The organism is Marinobacter arenosus (genome assembly GCF_019264345.1).
GTDB classification, from domain to species: domain Bacteria; phylum Pseudomonadota; class Gammaproteobacteria; order Pseudomonadales; family Oleiphilaceae; genus Marinobacter; species Marinobacter arenosus.
The window spans coordinates 1726184-1751576 of the sequence record NZ_JAHVAO010000001.1 but is presented as its reverse complement, the minus strand read 5'-3'; the positions used below and the strand labels follow the sequence as shown (position 1 = coordinate 1751576).

At 59.5% G+C, this 25393-nt stretch carries 18 protein-coding genes; 12 read left to right on the top strand and 6 right to left on the bottom strand.

Going from position 1 to position 25393, the window contains the following annotated elements; all coding sequences use genetic code 11:
- Window positions 1–38: 38 nt before the first annotated feature.
- The gene (locus tag KXD86_RS08120; RefSeq protein WP_218635533.1) at window positions 39–1010 is read right to left on the bottom strand and encodes a tetratricopeptide repeat protein; all 972 of its coding nucleotides are present in this window, start codon (window positions 1008–1010) and stop codon (window positions 39–41) included.
- A 351-nt stretch (window positions 1011–1361) separates the two neighbouring features.
- Here KXD86_RS08120 and KXD86_RS08115 point away from each other — a divergent pair, with 351 nt between their 5' ends.
- A complete protein-coding gene (locus tag KXD86_RS08115) occupies window positions 1362–1862 on the top strand; it encodes a MarR family winged helix-turn-helix transcriptional regulator (protein WP_218636773.1) in 501 nt (166 codons plus the stop codon).
- A 17-nt stretch (window positions 1863–1879) separates the two neighbouring features.
- Here KXD86_RS08115 and KXD86_RS08110 read toward each other — a convergent pair whose 3' ends face one another.
- Window positions 1880–3136, bottom strand: coding sequence for a PQQ-dependent sugar dehydrogenase (locus KXD86_RS08110; RefSeq protein ID WP_218635532.1), 1257 nt, complete (start codon window positions 3134–3136; stop codon window positions 1880–1882).
- Window positions 3137–3276: 140 nt separating this feature from the next.
- Window positions 3277–5727: an endopeptidase La gene (gene lon, locus KXD86_RS08105; protein WP_218635531.1), complete on the bottom strand. Its 2451-nt coding sequence runs from the start codon at window positions 5725–5727 to the stop codon at window positions 3277–3279.
- Window positions 5728–5902: 175 nt separating this feature from the next.
- On the opposite strand from lon, the gene trxA reads away from it, so the two are divergent.
- The 3 genes from trxA (at window position 5903) to KXD86_RS08090 (ending at window position 8639) form a co-directional block, all read left to right on the top strand.
- Entirely contained in the window at window positions 5903–6766 is an 864-nt protein-coding gene (gene trxA, locus KXD86_RS08100) for a thioredoxin (RefSeq protein WP_218635530.1), read from the top strand.
- An 85-nt stretch (window positions 6767–6851) separates the two neighbouring features.
- Window positions 6852–8282, top strand: coding sequence for a hypothetical protein (locus tag KXD86_RS08095; protein WP_218635529.1), 1431 nt, complete (start codon window positions 6852–6854; stop codon window positions 8280–8282).
- Between the two features lie 33 nt (window positions 8283–8315).
- Window positions 8316–8639: a hypothetical protein gene (locus tag KXD86_RS08090; protein WP_218635528.1), complete on the top strand. Its 324-nt coding sequence runs from the start codon at window positions 8316–8318 to the stop codon at window positions 8637–8639.
- 47 nt (window positions 8640–8686) lie between these two features.
- Here the strand turns inward: KXD86_RS08090 and KXD86_RS08085 are convergent, their stop codons facing one another.
- Entirely contained in the window at window positions 8687–10051 is a 1365-nt protein-coding gene (locus KXD86_RS08085; RefSeq protein ID WP_218635527.1) for a KamA family radical SAM protein, read from the bottom strand.
- Between the two features lie 673 nt (window positions 10052–10724).
- Between KXD86_RS08085 and aceE the strand changes: the two genes are divergently transcribed.
- Both aceE and aceF read left to right on the top strand, forming a co-directional pair.
- Window positions 10725–13394 (top strand): pyruvate dehydrogenase (acetyl-transferring), homodimeric type, encoded by a 2670-nt coding sequence (gene aceE / locus KXD86_RS08080; RefSeq protein ID WP_218635526.1) that lies wholly within the window; start codon window positions 10725–10727, stop codon window positions 13392–13394.
- A gap of 10 nt (window positions 13395–13404) precedes the next feature.
- The gene (aceF, locus tag KXD86_RS08075) at window positions 13405–15048 is read left to right on the top strand and encodes a dihydrolipoyllysine-residue acetyltransferase (RefSeq protein WP_218635525.1); all 1644 of its coding nucleotides are present in this window, start codon (window positions 13405–13407) and stop codon (window positions 15046–15048) included.
- A gap of 444 nt (window positions 15049–15492) precedes the next feature.
- On the opposite strand, the gene KXD86_RS08070 is transcribed toward aceF, so the two are convergent.
- Window positions 15493–16632, bottom strand: coding sequence for a DcaP family trimeric outer membrane transporter (locus KXD86_RS08070; RefSeq protein ID WP_218635524.1), 1140 nt, complete (start codon window positions 16630–16632; stop codon window positions 15493–15495).
- Between the two features lie 162 nt (window positions 16633–16794).
- Here KXD86_RS08070 and KXD86_RS08065 point away from each other — a divergent pair, with 162 nt between their 5' ends.
- The 6 genes from KXD86_RS08065 to astB all read left to right on the top strand — a co-directional run bounded on the left by KXD86_RS08065 (window position 16795) and on the right by astB (window position 24634).
- On the top strand, window positions 16795–18246 hold the full coding sequence (locus KXD86_RS08065) for an exonuclease domain-containing protein (protein WP_218635523.1): 1452 nt from the start codon (window positions 16795–16797) through the stop codon (window positions 18244–18246).
- Between the two features lie 99 nt (window positions 18247–18345).
- The gene (locus KXD86_RS08060) at window positions 18346–19560 is read left to right on the top strand and encodes an aspartate aminotransferase family protein (RefSeq protein ID WP_218635522.1); all 1215 of its coding nucleotides are present in this window, start codon (window positions 18346–18348) and stop codon (window positions 19558–19560) included.
- Between the two features lie 9 nt (window positions 19561–19569).
- On the top strand, window positions 19570–20586 hold the full coding sequence (astA, locus tag KXD86_RS08055) for an arginine N-succinyltransferase (protein WP_218635521.1): 1017 nt from the start codon (window positions 19570–19572) through the stop codon (window positions 20584–20586).
- A 28-nt stretch (window positions 20587–20614) separates the two neighbouring features.
- Window positions 20615–21736: an arginine N-succinyltransferase gene (gene astA, locus KXD86_RS08050; protein ID WP_218635520.1), complete on the top strand. Its 1122-nt coding sequence runs from the start codon at window positions 20615–20617 to the stop codon at window positions 21734–21736.
- A gap of 61 nt (window positions 21737–21797) precedes the next feature.
- Window positions 21798–23276 (top strand): succinylglutamate-semialdehyde dehydrogenase, encoded by a 1479-nt coding sequence (gene astD, locus KXD86_RS08045; protein WP_218635519.1) that lies wholly within the window; start codon window positions 21798–21800, stop codon window positions 23274–23276.
- Between the two features lie 17 nt (window positions 23277–23293).
- Window positions 23294–24634, top strand: coding sequence for an N-succinylarginine dihydrolase (gene astB / locus KXD86_RS08040; protein WP_218635518.1), 1341 nt, complete (start codon window positions 23294–23296; stop codon window positions 24632–24634).
- On the opposite strand, the gene KXD86_RS08035 is transcribed toward astB, so the two are convergent.
- Window positions 24631–25278: a TetR/AcrR family transcriptional regulator gene (locus KXD86_RS08035; protein ID WP_218635517.1), complete on the bottom strand. Its 648-nt coding sequence runs from the start codon at window positions 25276–25278 to the stop codon at window positions 24631–24633. The two genes, astB and KXD86_RS08035, sit on opposite strands and share 4 nt — an antisense overlap.
- Window positions 25279–25393: the final 115 nt, after the last annotated feature.

Sequence of the window (25393 nt, the reverse complement as noted above, 5' to 3'; positions counted from 1 at the left end):
CAAGCCTGCCAGCAAAGCCTGTGCCGCTCTGAGAGGCGTCACGCGTCCGTGCTGTCATCCTGGTCGGTAAACACCAGTGTGCGGAAGCTTTCGTGCTCCCGCAAATGCTCGAAACTTAGATCGACAGAGGCATCGTCTCGATAGGCCTCTGAAATGTCTATTGCTTTTTGTAACGTGGCGATCGAATCCTCCCAGCGGCCGATCTCGGCGTAGGCGCAGGCAAGCTGGTAGTGGGCGTGGCCGTTGTCCGGAGCCAGCTTGAGCGCGCGCTGACAAAGGCTGATCGCCCACAGGGGTTCCTGGATCTCAAGGACGGCGTCAGCCTTGTAACTCAGTGCCTCCACATCGTCCGGACGCAAATCAAGAATCTGGTCGTAGGCGGCAATCTTGTTTTGCTGCGAGGTCTCCTGGCTTGCTTTAAGCCAGAGCGAGTGCACTTCATTAGTGCGTTCAATTTCCGCCTGGTTTTGATGGATGATGTCGGACTTCTGCTTCAGTTGCTCTTCGATGGCTTCCAGGCGTTTCTCGTACTCCACCACCAGTTCGTTTACCCGTTTCTCCGCCAGACTGGTGAGCTGGTTGCGCATGTCACGGATCGAGTTCCAGCCGATGACAACCAGGATCGAAGTGGCGCCGGCAATCAGGTAAAAGAAGTAGGTGACGGTGTCGGTGGCATAGGACATGGTCTTGTCGGCTACTGACAGTTCCTTGTCGACCACCTTTTCGATCAATTCGGCCCGGGTGTTCTGCATCTCCTTGCGCAGGGCTTTGCTCTCTTCCAGCAGGTACAGCTCAATAAATGGCGTGTACATCGGCTCTTCCAGATCCGAGAGGGCGGCGGCCACGTCATCCGCCGTTACGTCCTCGCGCCCGGGAGGTGCGGTGTCGGCACTCTGGGCCTGGGCCTGTCCGGGCAGAACCGTAGCGAGCAACAACAGGACCGCAAACGCCTGCAGGGTGGCGGTGAACCGGCCAGGTCGGTCCGGGCGGTGACGGGACGTTGGGCTCATGGGCAAAAACCGTTCTGGGTGTCGGCTGATCATTGAACTGCTTCCGTTTTTCGGGTTTCGGAAAGATGCAGACCTTAGCATAGTGGCCCCGGGAAAAAATGCCCTGACCGCTCAGGGTAATCGGGTACGAACTCTGCTAGGTAAATCTCGCAACTTGCATTTTGTGGTCTAAAGACCTGTAATAGTTAGTGGTATAAATAAATTGGTCGTATTCATTGATCCAGAACCATTCGGGACTTCATTGGAGTGAGGCTAAAGCCGATGGCGAATGACAAGCGTGCGTATTCCAAACCGCTCAACGCCACCGATTCACATCAGCAGGGTATCAAGACCCCAGATCGGAGCAGTGCTGTGAACAATTATGAGCAGGTACTTGTGGCGTTGCGGCGCGTTATTCGCGCTACGGATCTACATTCCAAACGACTCAGCAAGCACGCCGGTCTGACGGGGCCCCAACTGCTGATCATGAGGACGATCCGGGATCTGGGCGAGGTCACCATCGGTACCATTGCCGACAAGGTCAGTCTCAGCCAGGCGACCGTGACCACCATTCTGGACCGGCTCGAACATCGCCAACTGGTGTACCGGGTCCGCAGCACCCAGGACAAGCGCAAGGTGCATGCGCACCTGACCGAGGACGGCGCCGAGATCCTGGCCCGGGCGCCGAATCCCCTGCAGGAAGACTTCATCAAGAAATTCCAGAGCCTGGATGAGTGGGAGCAGACCATGATCCTGGCCTCGCTCCAGCGCGTGGCGAACATGATGGACGCTGACGATATCGACGCGTCACCGGTGCTCCATGTCGGACCGGTGCTGCGGGAGGACGGCTGGAAGGCGGATGCGAAGTCTTGACGAGCGTTCGCCCAGGCTCAGAAGCCCGGGGCGGCGTACGTGATGCGGTAAACAGCGCCGGTGCGGTCGTCAGAAATCAGTAGTGAGCCGTCCTTGAGCTGGGCAACGTCGACCGGGCGGCCCAGATACTTGCCGTTTTTATCCAGCCAGCCCTCGGCAAAGGGTTCGGTGTCGCCTGCGATCCTGCCTTGCGCATCAACCGGAGTGAACATTATCCGGGCACCAATGGGCACGCTCCGGTTCCAGGAGCCATGCTGGGCCGAAAAAATCCCGCCGCGATAGTGATCCGGAAACATGTCGCCCTGATAGAACAGCATGCCAAGGTCCGCGGCGTGGGCCACGGTTTCGGAGACCGGGAACACCACCCCACCCGGAACTTCCTCATCTTTGTATCCATTGGTTCGAACGTGTCCGCCACCGAACCAGGGAAAGCCAAAATGCTGGCCCATGGCGGTCTGTTGATTGATTTCCCCGGGTGGAATGTCGTCACCCATGCCATCCACCTGATTGTCGGTAAACCACAGGTCGCCGGTGGTTGGATGAAAATCCTGGCCAACCGAATTTCGAATGCCCAGAGCATAGACTTCGCGATCGGTCCCGTCTCGATTGATCCGGATAATCCCGCCGATGCCGATTTCATCGAAGGTGTTCAGGTATTCCCTTGGGGTTACGTTATATGGCTGGCCAAGTGAAATGTAGAGCCTGTTGTCCGGGCCCACGTCGCAGACCCGAGCGGTGTGGTTGGAGCTGACAAACTGTTCAGGAATCAGCGCACCCGCCGGTATGACCTCCGAGGTTTCCGGGTTGACGTCTTGAGTTTGGGATTCCGCCCTCGGAAACGCCAACACCCGGTTTTGTTCGGCGACGTAAAGCACGCCGTCCGGGGCAAAGCACGGGCCGTTAGGCACGGACTTTTCTATGAAGGGGGCAAAGTTCCTGACCTCATCCGCGATGCCGTTCCGGTCATGATCGATGATGGCCCAGACTTCAGATTTCAGGGTGCCCACGAAGGTGACCATGCCCTGTGGGCCGACGGCCATATGGCGGGCATGAGGGGCCAGTGCATAGAGTGTGATGGCAAAGCCATCGGGTAAGGAGATGTTTTTCAGGATGTCTTGGATGGCCCGCGCCTGTTCGCCCTGTTGCTCGATGATTTTAAATCCGGTTTGGGATTTCGCGAGTGCTTTCAGGGCGTCATTTGGCTGGGCAAATGCTAACGGGTGGAGCGCAGCAATACTCGCGGCCATGCAGAATGCAGAGGCGATTTTATTCATGGCCACCCCCTCCCTGGCCGAGCGTGGCGTGGCGAATTGGCCGGACGATTTCGATTCTCCGGTTTCCACGCCCGTCTCAAGGGAGTAAAGATGGCAGCCCCGTGAGCGTCAAGCCGAGCGCTCACGGGCCGCGCCGGTTTCTAGTGCACACGAACTCCCGAACGGGGTTTGTTGCCGAAGCAGACCTGAAATACGTCATTGTAATGCTTGGCAAAATTCACGGTCAGACCTTCTTTGAGGTAGTCGGGCAGTTCCTCGTAATCGCCGCGGTTTGCTTCCGGAAGGATCAGGTTGCCGATTTTCTGGCGGCGCGCGGCAATGACTTTCTCCCGAATACCGCCGACGGGCAGCACCTGGCCGGTGAGGGTCAGTTCCCCGGTCATGGCGATGTTCTGTTGCGGCGATTCCTTGCGGGCGATGGACAACAGGGCGGTGGCCATGGTGACGCCGGCGCTCGGACCGTCCTTGGGTGTTGCGCCCTCTGGGACGTGCAGATGCACGAACGATTTATCGAAGAAGGTCGGATCGCCTTTGAAGCGTTTCAGGTTGGACGAAACGTAACTGTAGGCGATCTCTGCAGATTCCTTCATCACGTCGCCCAGCTGGCCGGTCAGCCGGAAGCCGCGTTGACTGGTGTGGATGCGCGATGCCTCGATGCTCAGGGTTGCGCCGCCCATGGCGGTCCAGGCCAGCCCGGTCACCACGCCGATGCCTTTCAGGGACTTTTCCTTGCGGAACGCGGGCTGTCCCAGGTAATCCGCCAGGTCGGACACGCCCACCTTGACCGGGGTGTCGGGTGTTTCCAGCAGCTTCACAATGCCCTTGCGAATGATCTTGTGCAGCAGCTTTTCAAGGTTTCGGACTCCCGCTTCCCGGGCGTACCCGTCAATCACCTGTTTGATGGCAGCATCGGTAATGTTGAGCTGCTTCTTGAGCAGGCCAGCCCGCTTGAGCAGACGGGGCAGAAGGTAATGCTTGGCGATGGCGAGTTTTTCCTCGGCAATGTAGCCGGACAGGCGGATCACATCCATGCGGTCCAGTAAGGGCCGGGGAATGGTGTCCAGCTGGTTGGCGGTACAGATGAACAGTACCTTGGACAGGTCCATCCGCACATCCAGGTAGTGGTCGAGGAATTCCCGGTTCTGTTCCGGATCCAGGGTCTCCAGAAGTGCCGAGGCCGGATCCCCCTGGAACGAGGCCCCGATCTTGTCGATTTCATCGAGCATGATCACCGGGTTGGCGACCTTTGAGTCCTTGAGTGCCTGGACGAACTTGCCCGGCATGGCGCCGATGTAAGTGCGCCGGTGCCCCTTGATTTCGGCCTCGTCGCGCATGCCGCCAACGCTGAAGCGGTAGAACTTGCGGCCGAGGGCACCGGCCACGGAATGACCAATGGAGGTCTTGCCCACGCCCGGTGGGCCGACCAGCAACAGGATCGAGCCGCTGACTTCACCCTTGAAGGTGCCTTCCGCCAGGAACTCGATAATGCGGTCCTTGACGTCGTCGAGCCCGTCGTGGTCCTGGTCCAGGATGCGACGGGCTTCCGCCAGATCAAAATGGTCCTTGGAATACACGCCCCAGGGTACCTGGGTCAGCCAGTCGAGGTAGTTGCGGGTAACACCGTATTCCGGAGAACCCTGTTCGAGCACCTGCAGCTTCTGGACTTCGTCCCTGAAACGTTCCTGCACGGCTTCGGGCGGATTCAAGCTGGCCATGCGTTCTTCGAAGCGTTCGACGTCCGCCGTTTTGTCGTCCTTGGCCATGCCAAGCTCGCGCTGGATGACCTTGAGCTGCTCCTTCAGGAAGAATTCACGCTGGTGTTTCTGGACCTTGGCGTTGACCTCCTCGCTGATTTCCGACTGCAGGCGGGCCACTTCCTGCTCCTTGCGCATCAGCAGCAGTACCTTCTCCATGCGCCGGAGCAGGGGTACCGTGTCGAGCACATCCTGGAGTTCGTTGCCCGGTGCGCTGGTCATGGATGCGCCGAAATCAGCCAGGGGTGAACTGTCATCGGGCCCGAACCGGGACAGGTATTGCTTGACCTCCTCGCCATAGAGCGGGTTGGTGCGCAGCAGCTCCTTGATGGTACTGATGATGGCGAGGGTGTACGCCTTCAGCTCATCGGGGGCTTCTTTCGGTTCCCGCGGGTACTCCACCTCCACCAGATAGGGTGGTTTGCGCCGGAGCCACTGGACGATGCGAAAGCGTTGCAGGCCCTGGGCGATAAACTGGACCTTGCCGCCTTCATTCTGGGCGTGGTGCACGCGGACGGCGCAGCCCATGGTTTCCAGTTGTTCGCTGGCGGGAATGCCCTGTTCGGCATCGTGCTCTTCCACAAAACAGATCCCGAGCACCCGGTGGTCGGTCTCGCCCACGCGCTTGAGGGTTTCCTGCCAGGGATCCTGGTTGACCATGATCGGCTGGACCTGGGCCGGGAAGAAGGGCCGGTTGGAGACCGGCAGCACATACATGCGCGTTGGCATCATTTGCTGGGGCAGGGCGAGGCTCTTGCTGTGCTCATCCTTACCGATGTACTCAGTCAGGTCTTCTTCGAATTCCTCAAGCGACTCTGTGCGATGTTCGTCATTCATGCCGTGAAGTATCCATGGGGAAAAGTTGGGGGAATCGTATCTACTAGCTTATGTAACGGCAGTTACGGCTATTTCAAGGATTTGGCCTTGTGATGGCAGATGCTTGATTTTTGGCGCTCTGGCCCCATGTCCTGAGGCAGTTCCGATGAATCTTCCGACAACGCAGGTGCAATGGATGAGCGATTCTCCCTATATCTTTGATGCCACCATGGAAAACTTCCAGCAGCAAGTGATGGACGCCTCGGCGACCACCCCGATCCTGGTGGACGTCTGGGCCGAATGGTGTGCGCCCTGCAAACAGCTGACGCCGGTTCTGGAGAAGCTGGCCAATGACTACCAGGGTGGTTTCCTGCTCGCCAAGGTGAACGCGGACGAGCAGCAGGAACTGACCTCCAGTCTGGGCGTTCGAAGCCTGCCCACCATCATTCTGGTCAAGAACGGTCAGGCGGTGGATGGCTTTAACGGCGCCCTGCCGGAGGGTGAAATCCGCAAGGTGCTGGACAAGCATGTTGAAGCGCCCGAAGAAGACCCTTATGACAAGGCCCATCGTCTTTGGGAGGGCGGTGACGTCGATGGTGCCCTGGCCATTCTGTCTGAGCTCAACCGGAAGGATCCCGAAAATCTGAAAGTGTTGATTGACCTGGCCCAGCTGAAAGCCGAGATGGGCGATCTGGAAACCGCGGAGCAAGTGCTTGAGAGCCTTCCGCCGGAAGAGAAGATGCAGCATCAGGCCAGGCAGCTGGCGGCCCGGGTGAAGTTCTTGAAGCAGTCGGCGGAGCTGCCGCCGATCAAGGACCTGGAAATGGCCCTGGAGCAGGACCCCAAGGATCCGAATGCCTTGCACCAGCTGGCGCTGCACCACGTTCTGCTGGAAAACAACGCGCAGGCCATGGAGTTGCTGATCCGGCTCATGCAGGTCGACAGCAAGTACAAGGACGAGGCGGCCAAAACAACCCTGATCGAACTGTTCGACAAGCTGGGTAACAACAATCCGGACGTCCGCACCTACCGGCGCAAGCTCTACACCCTGATGCATTGATGCCATTCCTGCCTTCGGGCAGGAGGGAACCATCCGGCACGTTTTCCCTTCAAACGAGAAAGCATGTCGACAATGGTGACGCGTCATGGGACGTTGCTGCTGGTTCCTTTTGTGGGTAGTGCTGTTGCCGGTGGTGATGGCGGGGTGCGCAACCCGCCAGTACTCGTCCGTTCCCGCCGTTGCGGTGTCTGACGCCTGCGATCGCCAGTTCCTACGCTGGCGCAACCAGGTTGCTGATGAAGGGCGTTTCGACGCCCAGGATTGGTCACCGCCCGGCTTTCCCTACCTGCGGGTCGACCGCTTTCTTGCCAGTTTTGATCTCACTGAATTGTCGTCGTCTCAGCGTCGGGATTGGCTGACCCGTGCACAGGCGAAGGCGGCGACTGCCTGGCGATACGAGATGCAGGGTGGGCCAGAGGGTGCGTCCCAGTGGCTGGATGGTCTGGCTGACTGCGCCGAACGGGCGCGCGGGCAGCTGGCTTCGGACCCCGAATACTGGCCGCAGCTGGCGGAGGCCGCGGAGGTGCCCGACAGCTACAGCACCGGTGCCCAGGTTCTGGGCCTGTATCCGCTGGTCTCGCTGATTGTGCGATGGCGGGCCACCGTAACCATGACTGAGCTGGGGCAGGCGTTCGAGAACTACCGTCCTGACGCCGACTGGAGGGTGTATCGGCCCGCGAAGGTCAGTGACCATGCGCCGGTCCGCATCGACGGGTTCGAGCGGGACAGCCTGGGAATCCCGGTGCTGAGTGGTGAAACCCGCAGGGCGCTTTTTCAGCGCCACGCGCCCGTGTGGCGCATAGAGACCCGGGATCGCAATGACCTGCCGGGCATTCCCGGGCGCATTGGGGAGGGACGTCTGACGTTTCGACCGGAGCCGTTGGTCTTTACCCACCTCGGTATGACCTACCAGGATGGTCGCGTCCAGCCCCAACTGGTTTACCTTCTGTGGTTCCCGTCCCGACCGGCGGAAAGCTGGCTGGACATCTACGCCGGCGCCCTTGATGGATTCGTCTGGCGGGTCACCCTGGGTGAGAACGGTCAGGCCCTGGTGTACGACACCATCCACCCCTGCGGTTGCTACCACCAATGGCTGTTGGTCGGCAATGGCCTGGCGCCAAACCCGGCGGTGGATTTCGAGGCCGAGCAGCTCTGGCTGCTGGGGACCGTGCCGGAGCGCGTTGAGGCCCCGATGCTGTCACTATCTGCCGGCGATCATCAGTTGGTTGGCGTTGACGACCGGGCCCAGTATGCCGCCACCCCGGGGAATACGAGCAGCTACCGCATGGAGCCACTCGATGGGCTCAGGGGGCGCTCCCACTCCGGTGGGCGCCTGTATGGCGGAGATGGTCTGATTGCCGGATCGGAGCGGCCGGAGCGCTTCCTGCTCTGGCCGACCGGCGTGCCGTCGGCAGGCGGAATGCGCCAATGGGGTCACCACGCCGTATCCTTTGTCGGGCGCAGGCATTTTGATGACCCGTTTCTGCTGGACCAGTATTTCCTGTCGCCCCCTTAATAATGCGCGATTTGTAAGGAAGGTCGATTTCCCATGTTACAACTGCCGCCACAGCCCGATCGATGTGAGCTCTGCCTGCGCGCGGTGGCCAGACTTACCCGGCACCACCTGATACCGAAGCGCCTGCACCGGAAAAAGCGGTTCCAGAAACTGTTTGAACGCGAGGAGATGATTACCCGAACGCTCTGGGTGTGCCGTCCTTGCCACAATGCCATTCACAAGGCGTGTTCGGAGTACGAGCTGGGGTTGCACTATAACACCCGGGAAAAACTCCTGGCGCTGGACGAGTTGAGCGTGTTCGTGGACTGGTTGAAGGATAAGCCAGACGGGTTTGTGCCCAAGTTTCGCAGGCAATAAAAAAGCCGGACGTTGGTCCGGCTTTCTTCGATCGGGCGAAGTCGGGGTCAGCCGTTGCCCTTTTTCATCTGCTCGTATTCGTCCTCGAAGAAGAACTTCTCTTCCCCAAACGCCGGCTCCAGCTCGTGCAGCCAGGTGGCTGTCTCGCTGTACTTGGCGAAGAACGGACGCTGCACCCAGTCCGGGTTGCGGCCCTGAAGGAAGCGCAGGACGAAAACCTTCTCGCCGGCGACCTCGGTAATGCCCTGGACCTCAACCTTGCCCGGGCCCGCACTCATGGAGGGACCCCGTGCCGTGCGCGCCAGCCCGCTGACGCTCTTCATGGCCTCGCGGTAGATCTGGAACGCCTCGGCCAGAGGCACCTCGAAGTAGTTCTTGGCGCCGGTGTCACGCTCGACAAACATGTAGTAGGGGATGATGCCGAGCTGGACTTCTTTCTTCCACAGCTTGGCCCACGCCTCGGCGTCGTCGTTCACGTGTTTGATCAGCGGGCCCTGGGCGCGAATCTCGGCACCGGTCGCACGAATGCGGCGAATCGCCTCTTCGGCGATGTCGGTGGTGATTTCCTGCCAGTGGTTGTAGTGCGCCATGATGGCGACGTGCTTGCCCGCATCCACCAGCTTCGCGAACAGATCCATGAGCTCGTCGGCGTCTTTGTCGGTCACGAACCGATAGGGCCAGAAGGTCAGTGCCTTAGTGCCGATGCGGATGGTCTGGATGTGGTCGAACTCCGGCTCAAGCAGGGGTTCGAGGTACTGGACCAGGTTCTTGGTTTTCATCACCATCGGATCGCCACCGGTCACCAGCAGGTCGGTGACCTCGGTGTGTTCCTGCAGGTAGCCGTGCAGCTTTTCGGCCTCGGTGCTGGCCATCTTCAGGTCTTTGTCACCCACAAACTGCGCCCAGCGGAAACAGAAGGTGCAGTAGGAGTGGCAGGTCTGGCCCTGGGCCGGGAAGAACAGGACGGTTTCCCGATACTTGTGCTGCACGCCGTCCAGCACTTCGCCATCGAGCTCCGGCATGTTCATTTCCATCTGTCCGGCCGGATGCGGATTCAGTTCGTCCCGAATCTCCTTGGCGACCGCCTGGATCTCTTTCTTGTCGGCGCCTTCCCGGTGCAGCTGGGCCATGCGCTCGTAGTGGGCCTCTTTCAGCATGCCTTTCTGAGGGAAGACCAGCTGGTAGATCGGATCGTTGGGCACCTTGTCCCAGTTAATCAGTTCGTTGATCACATACTCGTTGACCCGGAAGGGCAGCACACTGGCCACGACCTTCATCTCGAACAGGGTTTCCTCGGGGAGGTTCTGGATGATCTCGATCTTGTCGAGCTGGCGGTCGGTGTAGACCTTGAAGCGCCGTTCCTCGAATTCAGTTGTGGGAATCCGATTCGGAAAGGTGACGATGGAATTCATAGATCGCCCTCTGAGTTGGGTGCCAAAAGACAGGAGCGTGGGATCACCACCACTCCGCTGGTTAAAAAACGGGCAGGCGAGTATACATAACTTAATCTTTATTTTCAGGTCTAATTAAAAATCCGTGCCCGACTGTGAAGTTATCTCGTTAATTTGGAGGTAAATGCGCAGAAAATCCGCTAACTATCGAGAAAGGTCGTAATTGGCGGCAGCTATTAATTTTTAGCGTGTGAACTAATTGCTCTTCGGTAGGATTCCTACGACCTTGGTCTGAATATGGTTGTTTGATGGTCTAAAAACGGTCATTCTTCCGTAACTAATCGGAAGTAATTTCATTTACAGGGATTGAAGTGGCTGTTTAGTTGATCTTGCTAACGATAATGTAGTAAAAATACTACGAAATAGGCGGGGGAATCCCTTAGTTCCTGGCACGACCGGTTGCCCGGGGCCAAAAGCCGTTAACTTACAGGGTGATCGGGCGTGAATCGGGCAGGAAAAGTGGGAAACCTGTTCTATGCTTGATGAAGGTTCTGCGCGCTCTCTGCCAGCGCCACCGTCACGTGGATGCACCCATAACAATACTCTGCAATCCATCGCAGCTTATCGACACCGCAAGCGCCTGGCTGCTGATCGTGGCCCGCGCTGCACTCTTTGATGCCAAGGGGAGGGTTTGATGTACCAGGACGATGATCCCATTGAAACCAGTGAATGGCTGGACGCGCTCGAGTCTCTGATCGAGCAGGAAGGCGTTGACCGGGCCAAGTATATTCTTGAAAGGCTGTCCGAGAGGGCCGCCCGTGACGGCACCGAACTGCCGTACTCGATCACCACGCCGTTCCGCAACACCATTCCGGTGACGCAGGAAGCCAGAATGCCGGGCGACCTGTTCATGGAACGTCGAATCCGGTCTCTCATCCGCTGGAATGCGATGGCGATGGTACTCCGGGCCAACCAGCGACCCGGTGAATTGGGTGGGCACGTGTCCTCGTTCTCCTCTGCAGCCACCCTCTACGACGTCGGCTTCAACTACTTCTTCCACGGCGGCGACGAAAAGCGGGAATCGGATCTGGTGTACTTCCAGGGTCACTCCTCCCCGGGCATCTATGCCCGTTCTTACCTGGAAGGCCGGTTTGAAGAGGAGCAGCTGGACAAATACCGGGAAGAGGTGGACGGCACCGGTCTGTCCTCGTACCCGCATCCGTGGCTGATGCCGGACTACTGGCAGTTCCCGACCGTTTCCATGGGGCTTGGCCCCATCCAGGCCATCTATCAGGCCCACGTCATGAAATACCTGCACAGCCGCGAGCTGATCGACATGGGCGAGCGCAAGGTCTGGTGTTTTGTCGGGGATGGCGAATGCGACGAGCCGGAAACCCTGGGCTCCATTTCCATGGCGGGCCGGGAAAACCTGAGCAACCTGATCTTTGTGGTCAACTGTAACCTGCAGCGCCTGGACGGCCCGGTACGGGGCAATGGCAAGATTATCCAGGAGCTTGAGGGTATCTTCCGGGGTGCCGGCTGGAACGTGCTCAAGGTCGTCTGGGGGCGGATGTGGGATCCGCTGTTCGAGAAAGACAAAGACGGGCTGATGCAGCGCGTGATGGACGAAGCCGTTGACGGCGACCTGCAGAACTTCAAGAGCAACGGTCCGGCGTACACCCGCAAGAACTTCTTCGGCAAGTACCCCGAGCTGTCCAAGCTGGTGGAGAACCTGTCGGACGAAGACATCAACAAGTTGAACCGTGGTGGGCACGACCCGTACAAGATCTACGCCGCCTATCACAAGGCGGTCCACGACCATGGCAATCGTCCGACCGTGATCCTGGCCCACACCATCAAGGGCTACGGTTTCGGCACCGCGGGCGAAGCCCAAAACACCGCGCACTCCCTGAAGAAACTGGATATCGACCAGCTCAAGGCGTTCCGGGACCGGTTCGGCGTACCGCTGAAGGACGAGGAGCTCAAAGACGTTCCGTATTACCGTCCCGCCCCGGACAGCCCGGAAATGGTCTACATGAAGAAGCGCCGGCAGGAACTGGGCGGCTTCTACCCGAAGCGCCGCAAGGACTGCCAGCGCCTGGAAACGCCGCCCCTGGATACCTTCAAGGCCCTGCTCGAGGGCTCCGGTGAGCGTGAGATTTCCACCACCATGGCCTTTGTTCGCATGTTGACGGCGCTGACCAAGGACAAGCGAATTGGCAAGCGAGTGGTTCCGATCGTTCCGGACGAGGCGCGCACCTTCGGTATGGAAGGCATGTTCCGTCAGCTGGGTATCTACACCTCTGAAGGCCAGAAGTACGTGCCGGAAGATCGTGACCAGATCATGTACTACAAGGAAGACAAGAAAGGTCAGATCCTTGAAGAAGGCATCAACGAAGATGGCTCCATGGCGGCCTGGATTGCGGCGGCAACGTCTTACAGCACCAACAACTTCCCGCTGGTGCCGTTCTACATCTTCTACTCCATGTTTGGTTTCCAGCGTGTGGGCGATCTGGCCTGGGCCGCCGGCGACATCCAGGCGCGGGGTTTCCTGATCGGTGGCACCGCCGGTCGCACCACGCTGAACGGTGAGGGACTGCAGCACCAGGACGGTCACAGCCACCTGCTGGCTCAGACCATTCCGAGCTGTAAATCCTACGACCCGGCCTACGGCTACGAAATGGCGGTGATCGTTCAGCACGGTATCAAGGAGATGTTCGAGGACAACCAGAACGTCTACTACTACCTGACCATCGAGAACGAAAACTATCAGCAGCCGGCCATGCCGAAAGGCAAGAAGGTCGAAGACGGCATCATCAAGGGCATGTATCTGCTGGATTCGATCGAGACCAAGGGGCGCAAGAAGTCTCCGCGGGTCCAACTGCTGGGCGCTGGCGCCATCCTGAACGAAGTGCGTGCGGCTGCCGACATGCTGAAGGACGATTTCGAGGTCGCCAGTGACGTCTGGAGTGTCACCAGCTTCAACGAGCTCGCCCGTGACGGCCTGCATGTCGAACGCTGGAACCGCCTGCACCCGGACGACTCGCCAAAGAAGGCCTACATCACTGACTGCCTGGAGAAGCAGCAGGGACCGGTGGTGTCGTCCACCGACTACATGAAGCTGTTCTCCGAGCAGGTCCGCGCCTTTATCCCCAAGACCTTCGTGACCCTGGGTACCGATGGTTATGGTCGGAGCGACACCCGAGAGAAACTGCGTAACCACTTCGAGGTGGATCGCTATCACGTGGCCGTGGCAGCCCTGTCGGCGCTGGCCCAGGATGGTGAAATCAAGAAGGAGGTGGTTCTCGAAGCCATGCGGAAGTACGGAATCGATCGCAACAAAACGAACCCGGTGCTGAGCTAAGGAGACCGCCATGAGTGAACAGGAAATCAAGGTTCCGGATCTCGGCGGTGCGGACGAGGTCGAGGTTATCGAAATCATCGTCAGCAAGGGGGATTCGGTTGAGGAAGAGGATCCGATCCTGACGGTGGAGTCCGACAAGGCGTCGGTCGAGCTGCCCTCCCCGGGCGCCGGCAAGATCACCAGCATCACCGTGAAAGTGGGTGACAAGGTGAAGGAAGGCGATGTCGTTGGCACGATGGAAGCCGACGGCGGTGCATCGGAATCCGACGAGGCGTCCGAGTCCAAGCCGGACGAGGAGGCCGAGCAAGCGTCCAAATCCGAGGACAAGCCTGAGGAAAGCAAGCCGGCTCCGAAGAAATCCGGAGGCTCCCGGAAGGAAACGGTCAAGGTTCCCGCGCTGGACGGCTTCGATAACGTGCCGGTTATCGAGATCAACGTCTCTGAGGGTGATTCCATTGAGGCTGATGATCCGCTGGTGACTGTCGAATCCGACAAGGCAACCATGGAGATTCCGTCGGCCTTCGCCGGCAAGGTCGGCAAGATCCTGGTGTCCGAGGGTGACAAGCTGTCCGAGGGCGATGACCTGATCGAAATGACCGTCGAGGAAGAGGGCGGAGAGCCGGAAGGCGACGAGGGCGCAGAGCCGGAGCCAGCGCCCAAAGAGCAGGGCAAGTCTGAAGGCAAACCGGAAAAGAAGGCAGCTCCGGAGCCCCAGGGCGCAACCTATGAGCCACCGGCCCCGGGCGCCAAGGTTCACGCCGGTCCGGCCGTGCGTAAGCTGGCCCGCGAGCTGGGCGCGGATCTGACTCGCATCAAGGGATCCGGGCCGAAGAGCCGGATCCTCAAAGACGACGTTCAGGCCTATGTGAAGAGTCAGTTGCAGCAGGCCCAGCAGGGCGGTTCGGTAGGGACCGGCTCTGGCATCCCGGGCGTGAAGCTGCCGGACTTCAGCCAATTCGGCGACATCGAGAAGGAAGCCATGTCCCGCATGATGGCGGCGACGGCCACCAACATGCAGCGCAGTTGGCTGAATGTGCCTCACGTCACCCAGTTCGAGGACGCGGACATCACCGACATGGAGGATTTCCGCAAGGCGCAGAAGGCGGCTGGCGAGAAGAAAGGCGTGAAGATGACGCCGCTTCCTTTCCTCCTCAAGGCCTGTGCTACCGCGCTGGCGGAGTTGCCGCAGTTCAATGTCTCCCTGGACATGGACAAGAAGGAAGTGATCCGCAAGAAGTACATTCACATTGGCATTGCGGTGGACACCCCCCACGGGCTGATGGTGCCGGTCATCCGGGATGTGGATAAGAAGGGGCTCTGGGAGCTGGCGGCGGAAAGCGCCGATCTGGCCCAGAAGGCCCGAGACAAGCAGCTCAAACCTGCCGAGATGCAGGGTGCCTGTTTTACCATCACCAGTCTGGGTGGTATTGGGGGCACAGCGTTCACGCCGATCGTGAACACGCCGGAAGTGGCGATTCTTGGCGTATCCAAGGCGGCCATGAAGCCCGTCTGGGATGGCAAGGACTTCCAGCCCCGGCTGATGCTGCCGCTCTCGCTGTCCTACGATCACCGTGCGGTGAACGGTGCGGACGCGGCACGGTTCACGACGGTGCTCAGTCAGCTGCTCGGGGATATCCGCTCCCTGTTGCTGTAACCGGCGGCGGGCTCCGGAATCCTCCGGAAATGAAAAAGCCGGGAGGGCATAGCGCTCTCCCGGCTTTTTATGTATAGGGTTTGGCCTTAATTGGCGAAGAACATCCAGTCAAAGTAATCGTGCAGGTCCTGCATCGTTGCGGCTTCATAGGGTTGGGTCAGTTCGAAGAGCAGGTTCTGGTCTTTGGCTTTTTTCATCGTGTCACCTCATTGGTCAATAAGCTGAACAGGGCGGAGTGTCTCCGTCGCATTCCATGCAAGGGAAACAAAGCATCAGCTGTGCCAAAATGTTCAGACTGCTAAACGTCTGAATTTATTGAGGTGGAATTCGGTGTGGTTCGAGGTGCAGCGGCGAAATGATTCAGGACGGTGCTGGTTGCACCGGAATGGAACGAAAAAGCCCCGGCGAATGCCGGGGCCTTCCCTGAGTTAACTTCTAAAGGTCTTAGAAGTTGTACTGCGCGGCAAACAGGATGCGGTTTGCATCGCCGTCGGTGCCGTCTACGTTTTCACGGTCCAGCAGCTGGTATTCAACGCCCATCATGACGTTCTTGACCGGTGTCCACTGGTAGTTGGCCATGATGGCAGAGTTGGTTTCGCTCTGATCCGCCACTGCAACGCCGTCAGCTTCTGCGTCGTCCCAGTCAACGGTGACCATACCGTAGCCGATGTTGACGCTGCGACCGCCGCCCAGGCCAATACCAGCACCGATGGTGCCGCCGTAGCCGGTGATGGTTTCGACGTCGCCGTTACCGTCAACATAGGCGCTGGCTGCGCCGAAGTTTTCACCGGAACGGTACAGGTAGCTGTTGGCACCGTCGGTGTAAGACAGACTGCCCTGGATGGTGAACATGTCGGACAGCGCGATCTTACCGGCAACGAAGGTGGCGAAACCGAACGATGACTCATCGTTGGTGCCGTCGTCGTAGCCTACCTGGTGCGCCAGAACCGCTGCCGAGTAAGACAGGCCGCCAGCGGAGTCTTCCAGACGCGCGGTCAGGGCTGGCATGGCATCTTTCGCGATGTCGTTTGCAGCATCGGTTACGAAGCTTGACTGCGGCTGCTCAAGAGACAGAGACAGAGGGCCAGTGGTGTAACGAACCTGTGGAGTCCGAGACTGGTAGCCCGCTACGCCCGGGAGGGAGTCAAAGTCGAGGGTGTTGGTGTTACCCACGAAGCTGGTGAAGTTGGACCAGGTCTGACCGGCCAGAACGTTCATGTAGGAGCCGTATGCGTGACGCAGGCGAAGGCTGCCGCCACCGCCGCCGCGGAAGTCACCTTCCACGTTGACCAGTACGCCTTCCGGGCTGGTCGCTTTCAGGCCGATCCGGCTCTGGAAGGCGTCAGCGCCGAAGTGGCCTTCGGCAGCATTGTCGTTGCCTGCAAGGCCGGCGTAGGAACCAGAACGGGTACTGAGTGCCTGGTTGCTGTCGATATCATAACTGGCGTTCAAACGCGCGTAGCCATAAAGGGCCATGTCGTAATCGCCGGCAGTGAAGCTAACTGCGCCAGCCTGCCCAGCTACACCGAATACTGCCGCCGCTGCCGTCGCACGAATTGCCGTTCTTAGTTTGTTGCTTTGCATCGTTGTTGTCTCCACACATTATTGTTGTTGGACCCAAAAACAAGGTAGTTACCAATTTGTGACAATTCAAATGAATTCGCACAATATTTAGACGAATGTCTATAGCAGCTTTTCCTTGTCAGACAGCCATCTGCGATCGATTAATAAACGTACAGTCACTTCATGACCTCCGAAAGTACATACCTCCAAGACACGACATTTGCGTTTCTCGATATCGAAACCACGGGAGGCAACTCCTCGCGGGACCGGATCACCGAGATCGGCATTCGGTTCTGGCGTGCCGGTGAAACAGTGGGCGAATGGCAGACCCTGCTGAACCCGGAGACCCGTATCTCCCGGTTTATAGAGAACTTTACCGGCATTTCCAACGAGATGGTCGCAGACGCCCCGCGATTCGCGGAGGTTGCCGACGACCTCGAAGCGCAACTGGAAGGCACGGTCTTCGTTGCCCACAACGCGCGATTTGACTATGGCTTTATCAAGTCGGAGTACCGCAGGTTGGGGCGTATGTTTTCGGCCCGGGTCCTATGCACGGTCAAGCTGTCCCGTCGGCTGTATCCGGAATTCCGCCGTCACAACATGGATGCGCTCATAGAGCGGCACGGGCTGGCGCAGGTGCAACGCCACCGTGCCATGGGGGATGTCGAGGCGATGCTGTCGTTCTTTCTCCATGCCCGGGCAGACCGGGGTGACGAAAGCCTTGAGCAGGCAATTCGTGACCTGCTCCAACGCCCGAGCATTCCCTCACATCTGCCCCCGGACACACTCCAGGACCTGCCGTCAGGGCCGGGGGTTTATCGATTTTATGGGGAGAACGACGTACTGCTCTATGTCGGCAAGAGCACCAACATTGCCCAGCGGGTGGCCTCGCATTTCTCCGGTGACCACAACACGAGCCGCGGTGTGCGGATGTCCGAAAGCCTGCGCCGCGTTGACTGGACCGAAACCGCCGGTGAGCTCGGCGCGCTGCTGCTGGAACTGAAGCAGATCAAAGCCCTAAAGCCGATGTTCAACCGCCGCTCCCGGGCGGCGAAGAATCTGGTGAGTATCGAGTTGAGCGAGAACGGCAGCGGCTTTCTGCAGGCGCGTCTGGTCCGGGAAATCGAGCCCCACCGGCTGGGGGACTATTTCGGTCTGTTTCGCAGCAAGCGGGATGCCGAACGGGCTTTGAGCGGCATCGCCGCGAAAAATGACCTCTGTAATCGTCTTCTGGGCCTGGAGCCTGACCATAACGGTGCCTGTTTCCAGCGAACGCTCGGGCGCTGCAAGGGCGCCTGTGAAGGGCAGGAGGATGTCACCCGCTATAACCTGCGAACCCAGATCGCGTTCCACAGCCTTCGCCTGAAGACCTGGCCGTGGAAAGGGCCGGTCGGTGTGGTCGAGCATAATCCGTTCGCGGGGCGCACCGATATCCTGGTGGTCTATAACTGGATGCATGTGGCCACGGTGCACGAGGAGAGTGAGGCCCATGATCTGTCGCTGCGGGGGCAGGCGGTCACCTTTGATCTGGATTCCTACAAGCTGCTGATCAAGGCCCTGATGGGGCGGGACGGGAAAAATCGGCAGATCATTGAATTGCCGGCGGTCGGGGAACCGGATGTTCTTATGCCCTGAGTGGCGTATCATAAAAAGGCATCCGCACACTTACTTACTTGCCCGGTGCGGCAACTTTACTATGGTAGTGCGTCCAACCGCGATTCCCGAGAGAGATTTATGAACAGAGAGCCCGTCACTCGCGAACTTTTCAATGAAGTCATGGTCCCCAACTACGCGCCCGGATCCATCATTCCGGTTCGAGGCGAAGGGTCCCGTATCTGGGACCAGGAAGGGCGGGAATTCGTCGATCTCCAGGGCGGCATCGCGGTTACCTGTCTCGGGCATTCCCATCCCGGGCTTATCGGAGCCCTGCAGGAGCAGGCGGAAAAGCTCTGGCACCTGTCCAATGTCATGACCAACGAGCCGGCCCTGCGTCTTGCCAAAACACTGTGCGATCTGACCTTCGCCGAGCGTGTGTTTTTTGCGAACTCGGGCGGGGAAGCCAACGAGGCTGCGTTCAAACTGGCCCGTCGCTATGCCTGGGAGCATTACGGGCCCGAAAAGAACGAGATCATTTCTTTCAAGAACGCCTTCCACGGTCGCACTCTGTTCACGGTCAGCGTCGGTGGCCAGCCCAAGTACCTTGAGGGGTTTGAACCGGCGCCTGCCGGCATTCACCACGCCGATTTCAACGATCTGGAGTCGGTGAAGAAGCTGATTTCGAAAGAAAAGACCTGTGCCGTGGTGGTCGAGCCGATTCAGGGTGAGGGGGGCGTAATGCCCGCAGATCCGGAATTCCTGAAGGGCCTGCGTCAGCTGTGTGATGAGCATAACGCCCTGCTGGTCTTCGATGAAGTCCAGTCCGGCGTCGGTCGTACCGGGCATCTGTATGCGTATGAAATGTATGACGTGATTCCCGATATCCTGTCCAGCGCCAAGGGCTTGGGCGGTGGCTTCCCGGTGGCCGCCATGCTGACCACCGCCAAGGTGGCCGCCAGCCTGGGTGTGGGCACCCACGGCAGCACCTATGGTGGTAATGCGTTGGCCTGTGCCGTTGCCCAGAAAGTTGTCGACACGGTCAGTCAGCCGGAGATCCTGAAAGGCGTGAAGGCCCGGTCGGATCGTCTGCGCAAGGGCATGATGGACATCGGGGAGCGCTACGGTGTGTTCAGCGAGGTTCGGGGTGCGGGCCTGTTGCTGGGCTGTGTGTTGACCGAAGACTGGAAGGGCAAGGCCAAGGATTTTCTCAACGCGGGTCTTGATGAGGGCGTGATGGTGCTGGTCGCCGGCCCCAACGTGGTCCGTCTGGCGCCGTCGCTGATCATTCCGGAAACCGATATTGAAGATGCGCTTGAGCGATTTGAAACGGCGGTGAAGAAGCTGACGGCGTAAGGAGTCAATATGTGGCTTGTACGTCCGGCGCAACCGGATGATTTGGATCAGATACTCGAGATTGCGGGCACCCAGGGTGCCCGTCTTTCCTCGACCCTGCCCAAGCAGTCGGAAGCCCTTGCGCAGAAAATAGAACATTCCCTGGCGTCCTTTGCTGGCAAGGTTCCGGCCGGTGAGGCACCCAGGTTCCTGTTTGTCCTTGAGAACACGGTGACCGGGTCCGTGGACGGCACCGCCGGCATCGACGCCCGCGCGGGTAACGGACAGCCGTTCTACAATTACCGCCGCGATGCCTTGATCCATGCCTCTCACGAGCTGGGGGTGTCGCGCCGCGTTGAAGTGCTGTACCCATCCCATTCCCTGACCGATCAGACCCTGCTCTGTTCCTTCTCCATCCGCCCGGAGCTTCGCAATACCGACGCGTTTGAGCTGCTGTCCCGCGCCCGGATCCTGTTTATTGCCGAGCACAGGGACTGGTTCTCGCCGCGGGTGGTCGTGGAGATTCAGGGGGTGCAGGCCGAGGACGGCAGTGTGCCATTCTGGGACAGCCTGGCCCGGCACTTCTTCAACATGGATTTTGAAACCGCAGATCAGTACTCGGCCCTGCTCAGCAAGACCTTCATTGCTGAGCTGATGCCCCCGAACCCGATCTACGTAACACTGCTCACTGAGGACGCCCAGGCCGCCCTCGGGCAGGCCCACACGCTGACCGCGCCGAATTTCGAGTTGCTGCAGCGCGAGGGCTTTCATGCGGGGTGTTACCTGGACATTTTTGACGCCGGGCCGGTGCTCGAAGCCCGCACCGATGCCCTTCGCACACTGGTGACCAGTCATCGGAAAACCCTGCATGGCCGGCACGAAGACACCGGGGATCTGTGCCTGATTGCCGCCGGCGAAGCGTCGGATTTCCGGTGTACCCTGACACATGTCGAGGAAACCCTGGATGACGAGCTCAAGGTATCGGTAAAGACCTGGGCGTTGCTGGGCAAAACCGCCGGCGATGCGGTAAGGATTGCGCCATTATGATGACCCCAACCCGGACGGAGGGCGCAACATGCTGGTGATTCGCCCCCTGCAGGAAAACGATCTTGATGATCTCTACGCCATGGCGCAGAACGCCGGCAAGGGCCTGACGACCCTGCCGGCGGATCGCAAGCTGCTGCAGAAAAAGATTGCCCATGCCCAGGAGACCTTCAATCAACGCTGCGCACCGGAAGCCGGACTGTACCTGTTTGCGCTGGAAGACACCGAGAAGCAGAAAACCGTGGGCATCAGCGGTATCCAGGCGCGGGTCGGACTGGACGAGGTGTTCTACAACTACCGGCTCAGCGTCACGGTGAACGCGTCCCGGGAGTTGGGGGTTCACGTGCGAACGCCCACCCTGCACCTGTCCAACGACATGACCGATACCAGCGAAATCTGCTCGCTGTTGCTGTCCGATGAATACAAGGGCGGCGGCTGCGGCCTGCTGCTCTCACGCTGCCGGTTCATGTACCTGGACGAGTTCCGTAAGCATTTCTCCGAGAAGGTGTTTGCGGAAATGCGCGGGGTGTCCGACGAGCACGGCCGCAGTCCCCTGTGGGATGCCCTTGGCAGCAAGTTCTTCGATATGGAGTTCAGCCAGGCCGACATGCTTTCAGGCCTCGGCAACAAGGCCTTCATTGCCGAACTCATGCCCAAATACCCGATCTACCTGCCGATGCTGCCGGATTCGGCCCGTGCCGTTATTGGCCGGGTCCATGAGAACACCGCTCCGGCCCTCAGGATGCTCCAGGCAGAAGGTTTCAACTTCAACGGCCTGGTGGATATCTTCGATGGCGGGCCGGTGGTCGAGGCGTTTGTGCACAACGTCCGGACCGTCCGGGATTCGGTGAACCGGTATGCCATGATCACGCAGACTCCGGTTGACCTGGACGTTCCAGCCGGCGAGCGGGTGATGGTGTCCAACCGCTCGTTCCGGGATTTCCGGGTGACCACGATACCGGCCAGCTGCATCGGGCCCGATACCGTCAAGATGCCTCCGGCAGTGGCCGAGGCGCTCAAGGTGGAATCCGGTGATCCGGTTCGGCTGGCGCCGTTGAAAGACAACGGTCCTCTGCCCATACATACTTACAGAGGGCAAGACAAAGCGGACGACAGGATCCGGGAACACCGAAGCCGTTCCTCGAAGAGCTGATTTCACAGCGCGTCGCCGTATTTCCAATCTACCGAATTCCAGTACCGGGAGGTGCTTTGATATGGCAAACCTGACAGGCGAACTTTTCATAGATGGATTATGGCTTCAGGGTCATGGTGCCTCGTTTGAGTCGATTCAGCCCGTTACCGGAGAAACCGTCTGGGATGGCAACGGTGCCAATCTTGAAGATGTTGACGCCGCCGTCCGTGAGGCCAGAAAAGCCTTCCTGAAATGGCGTCGGAAAAGCTTTGCGGAGCGCCAGGCTGTGGTCGAAGCGTTCGGTGCCCAGTTGGAGAGCCACAAAGAGGAGCTGGCCCATCAGATTGGTCTGGAGACCGGTAAGCCGCTCTGGGAGTCGCGCACGGAAGTAGCCGCCATGATTGGCAAAATCGCGATCTCCGTGAAAGCCTACAATGACCGTACCGGGCATTCAGAATCCGACGTTGCTGGTGGCCACGCGGTGCTCAGACACCGCCCGCACGGGGTGGTGGCGGTATTTGGCCCCTACAACTTCCCCGGGCATCTGCCGAACGGACACATTGTGCCTGCCCTGCTGGCGGGTAATACCGTCGTCTTCAAGCCCAGTGAGCTGACCCCCGGGGTGGCGGAAATGACGGTCAAGCTATGGGAAAAGGCGGGTGTGCCCGATGGCGTGGTCAACCTGGTCCAGGGGGCGTCGAGTACCGGGAAATCCCTGGCGAGCCACCCGATGATCGACGGGCTGTTCTTTACCGGCAGTTCCACCGTTGGCCACCTGCTGCACGAACAGTTTGGCGGCCAGCCTGAAAAAATTCTGGCGCTGGAAATGGGCGGCAATAATCCGCTCATCGTCCAGGACGTATCGGACATCGACGGTGCGGTCCACCACGCGCTGCAATCCGCGTTCCTCTCGGCTGGCCAGCGTTGCACCTGCGCCCGTCGCCTGCTGGTTCCGAAAGGGAAGAAGGGGGACGAATTCCTGAACCGTCTGGCGGAGTTGTCCGGCCGGATCCAGGTGGGTGAATTTGATGCTGACCCTCAGCCGTTCATGGGCTCGGTCATTTCCTCCGAAGCCGCGGAAAAACTGCTGGCCGCCCAGGCCAGCATGCTGGAAAAGGGCGCCAAATCCCTGCTCGAAATGAAGCAGATCAAGCCGGACACCGGGCTGTTAAGCCCGGGCATTGTGGATGCCACGGGACTGGATTTGAGCGACGATGAATTTTTCGGACCGCTGCTGACGGTCTATCGTTACAAGAGTTTCGATGAGGCGCTGGAGCTGGCCAACGACACCCGTTACGGGCTGTCTGCCGGTATCCTGACCGACGACCGGAAGCTTTACGAGCGTCTCGCGGACGAGGTGCGTGCCGGCATCGTGAACTGGAACCGGCCATTGACCGGTGCCAGCAGTGCCGCGCCGTTCGGTGGCGTGGGTGCCAGCGGTAATCACCGCCCCAGTGCCTATTATGCGGCGGATTACTGCGCCTGGCCGATGGCGTCCCTGGAGGCACGTAAGAGCGAGGTGCCGGAAAGTCTCGCGCCTGGCCTTAATTTCGACAAATAAGAACGGAACCGACAGCGATGGTGAAGCACGCGGTAGAAGCAAATTTCGACGGTCTGGTCGGCCCCACCCACAACTACGCCGGGCTCTCGTGGGGCAACGTTGCCTCGAAATCCAACGTGCGCGCAGAGTCCAATCCGCAAGAGGCCGCCCTTCAGGGCCTCGCGAAGATGAAGCGTCTGGCGGACCGGGGCTATGTACAGGGCGTGCTGCCGCCACATGAGCGCCCGCACATTCCGACGCTCAGGAAGCTTGGCTTCGAGGGCTCCGACAGTCAGATACTCGAGCGCGTGGCCAAGGCCAGTCCATCGATCCTGGCAGCGGTCTCTTCGGCCTCGACCATGTGGACCGCCAATGCTGCGACGGTATCCCCGAGTGCCGATACCGGAGACCATCGGGTTCACTTTACGCCCGCAAACCTGAGTGCCAAGTTCCACCGCTCCATTGAACACGTGGTGACCGGGCGAGCGTTGAAGGCGATCTTTGCGGACGAAAGCTATTTCGCCCATCACCCGGCCCTGCCCTCCGTTAGCCAGTTTGGCGACGAAGGCGCGGCCAACCACACCCGGTTATGCGGCGGATACGGGGAGCCGGGTGTTGAACTCTTCGTCTACGGCCAGATCGCGTTCAATGAGCAGGCGCCCGCGCCGAAGAAATTTCCCGCCCGCCAGACCCTCGAGGCCTCGCAGGCCATTGCCCGGCTGCATGGGCTCAAGGAGCAGGGTGTGGTTTTTGCCCAGCAGAACCCCGACGCCATCGATGCGGGCGTCTTTCACAACGATGTGATCGCCGTGGGCAATGGCAACACGTTGTTCTACCACGAGATGGCGTTTCTTGAGGAAGAACAGGTGCTGGCGGGGATTCGCTCCCGCCTGACCGGTGCGGAGCTGGACGCTGTCCGGGTCAGCAGTGCGGAGGTGCCGATTGAAGACGCGGTGGCCTCGTACCTGTTCAACAGCCAGTTGCTGAACACGCCGGATGGCATGCTGCTGGCGGTGCCGGGCGAGTGTCGGGAGGTGGCGTCGGTCAGTCGGTACCTGGATGAACTGGTGAAGTCCGGCGGGCCGATCACCTCGGTGGAGGTGTTTGACGTCAAGCAGTCCATGCGTAACGGAGGCGGCCCGGCTTGCCTGAGGTTGCGGGTGGTGCTGAGTGATGACGAGCTGCAGGCCATGCATCGGGGCGTGCTGCTGACCGATGCCCTTTACGAGCGCCTGACAACCTGGGTGAGGGCGCACTATCGGGACCGGCTCTCACAGGAAGACCTGGCCGACCCGATGTTGCTCGAAGAGGTGCGCAAGGCCCTTGATGAACTGACCGGTATCCTCGGTCTGGGATCAATCTACGATTTTCAGCGTTAGGCTGCGATCGACGACGTCAGCATCTCCATGGTGTGACGGATCAGGGCGTCGGCGGAGAAGTTGCCACCGGCGCCGCCTTCCCCCGAGCCCAGCTCAGACTGACACAGCAGTATGACCCCGTGCAGAGCCCCCCGCAGGTACAGTGCCGTCTGCACCGGGTCGGTGATCCGCTCCCGGCTCATGGTGCCATCTTCCAGCCCCTGCCTGATGGCACCGATCATCAATTCCATCAGCTCCGCTTTCGAGCACAGCATTTCTTCGGCCTGACTCTCGTCGGCTTCTGCCATGGCCGTCGACGCCTGGGTCAGTGCGGAAAAGTAATCCGGCTCATCCTGATAGAACCGGTAATAGGCCTCGCCCATGGCTGAAATCTGTGCCAGACCGGTATCGGCAGTCGCTTTGGCCTCCTGGAAGCGGGCGGTCAGGCTTTGACCCGCCCGCAGCATAATGCCCCGCTGAATGGCCGCCTTGTCTTTGAAATACACATACAGCAAGGCCCGGCTCAGGCTGGCGGTGCGAGCAATGTCGTCCATGGAGGTTCGCTCGTAGCCTTTCTCTGAAAACACCAGTTCAGCGGCATCCAGAATGGCATCGTATCGGGCCTGTTTCTCCCGTTCGCGGCGGGTCTTAAGCGGTTCACTCATGGCGTCTTCCATTTGTCGGCGACTGCAGGGGCATCATACCTGAAAGTGGATAAAAGCTGATTATTGACAAAATGTCAAAGAGTGACATTATGTCCATATGCAACGTTCGGGTTCC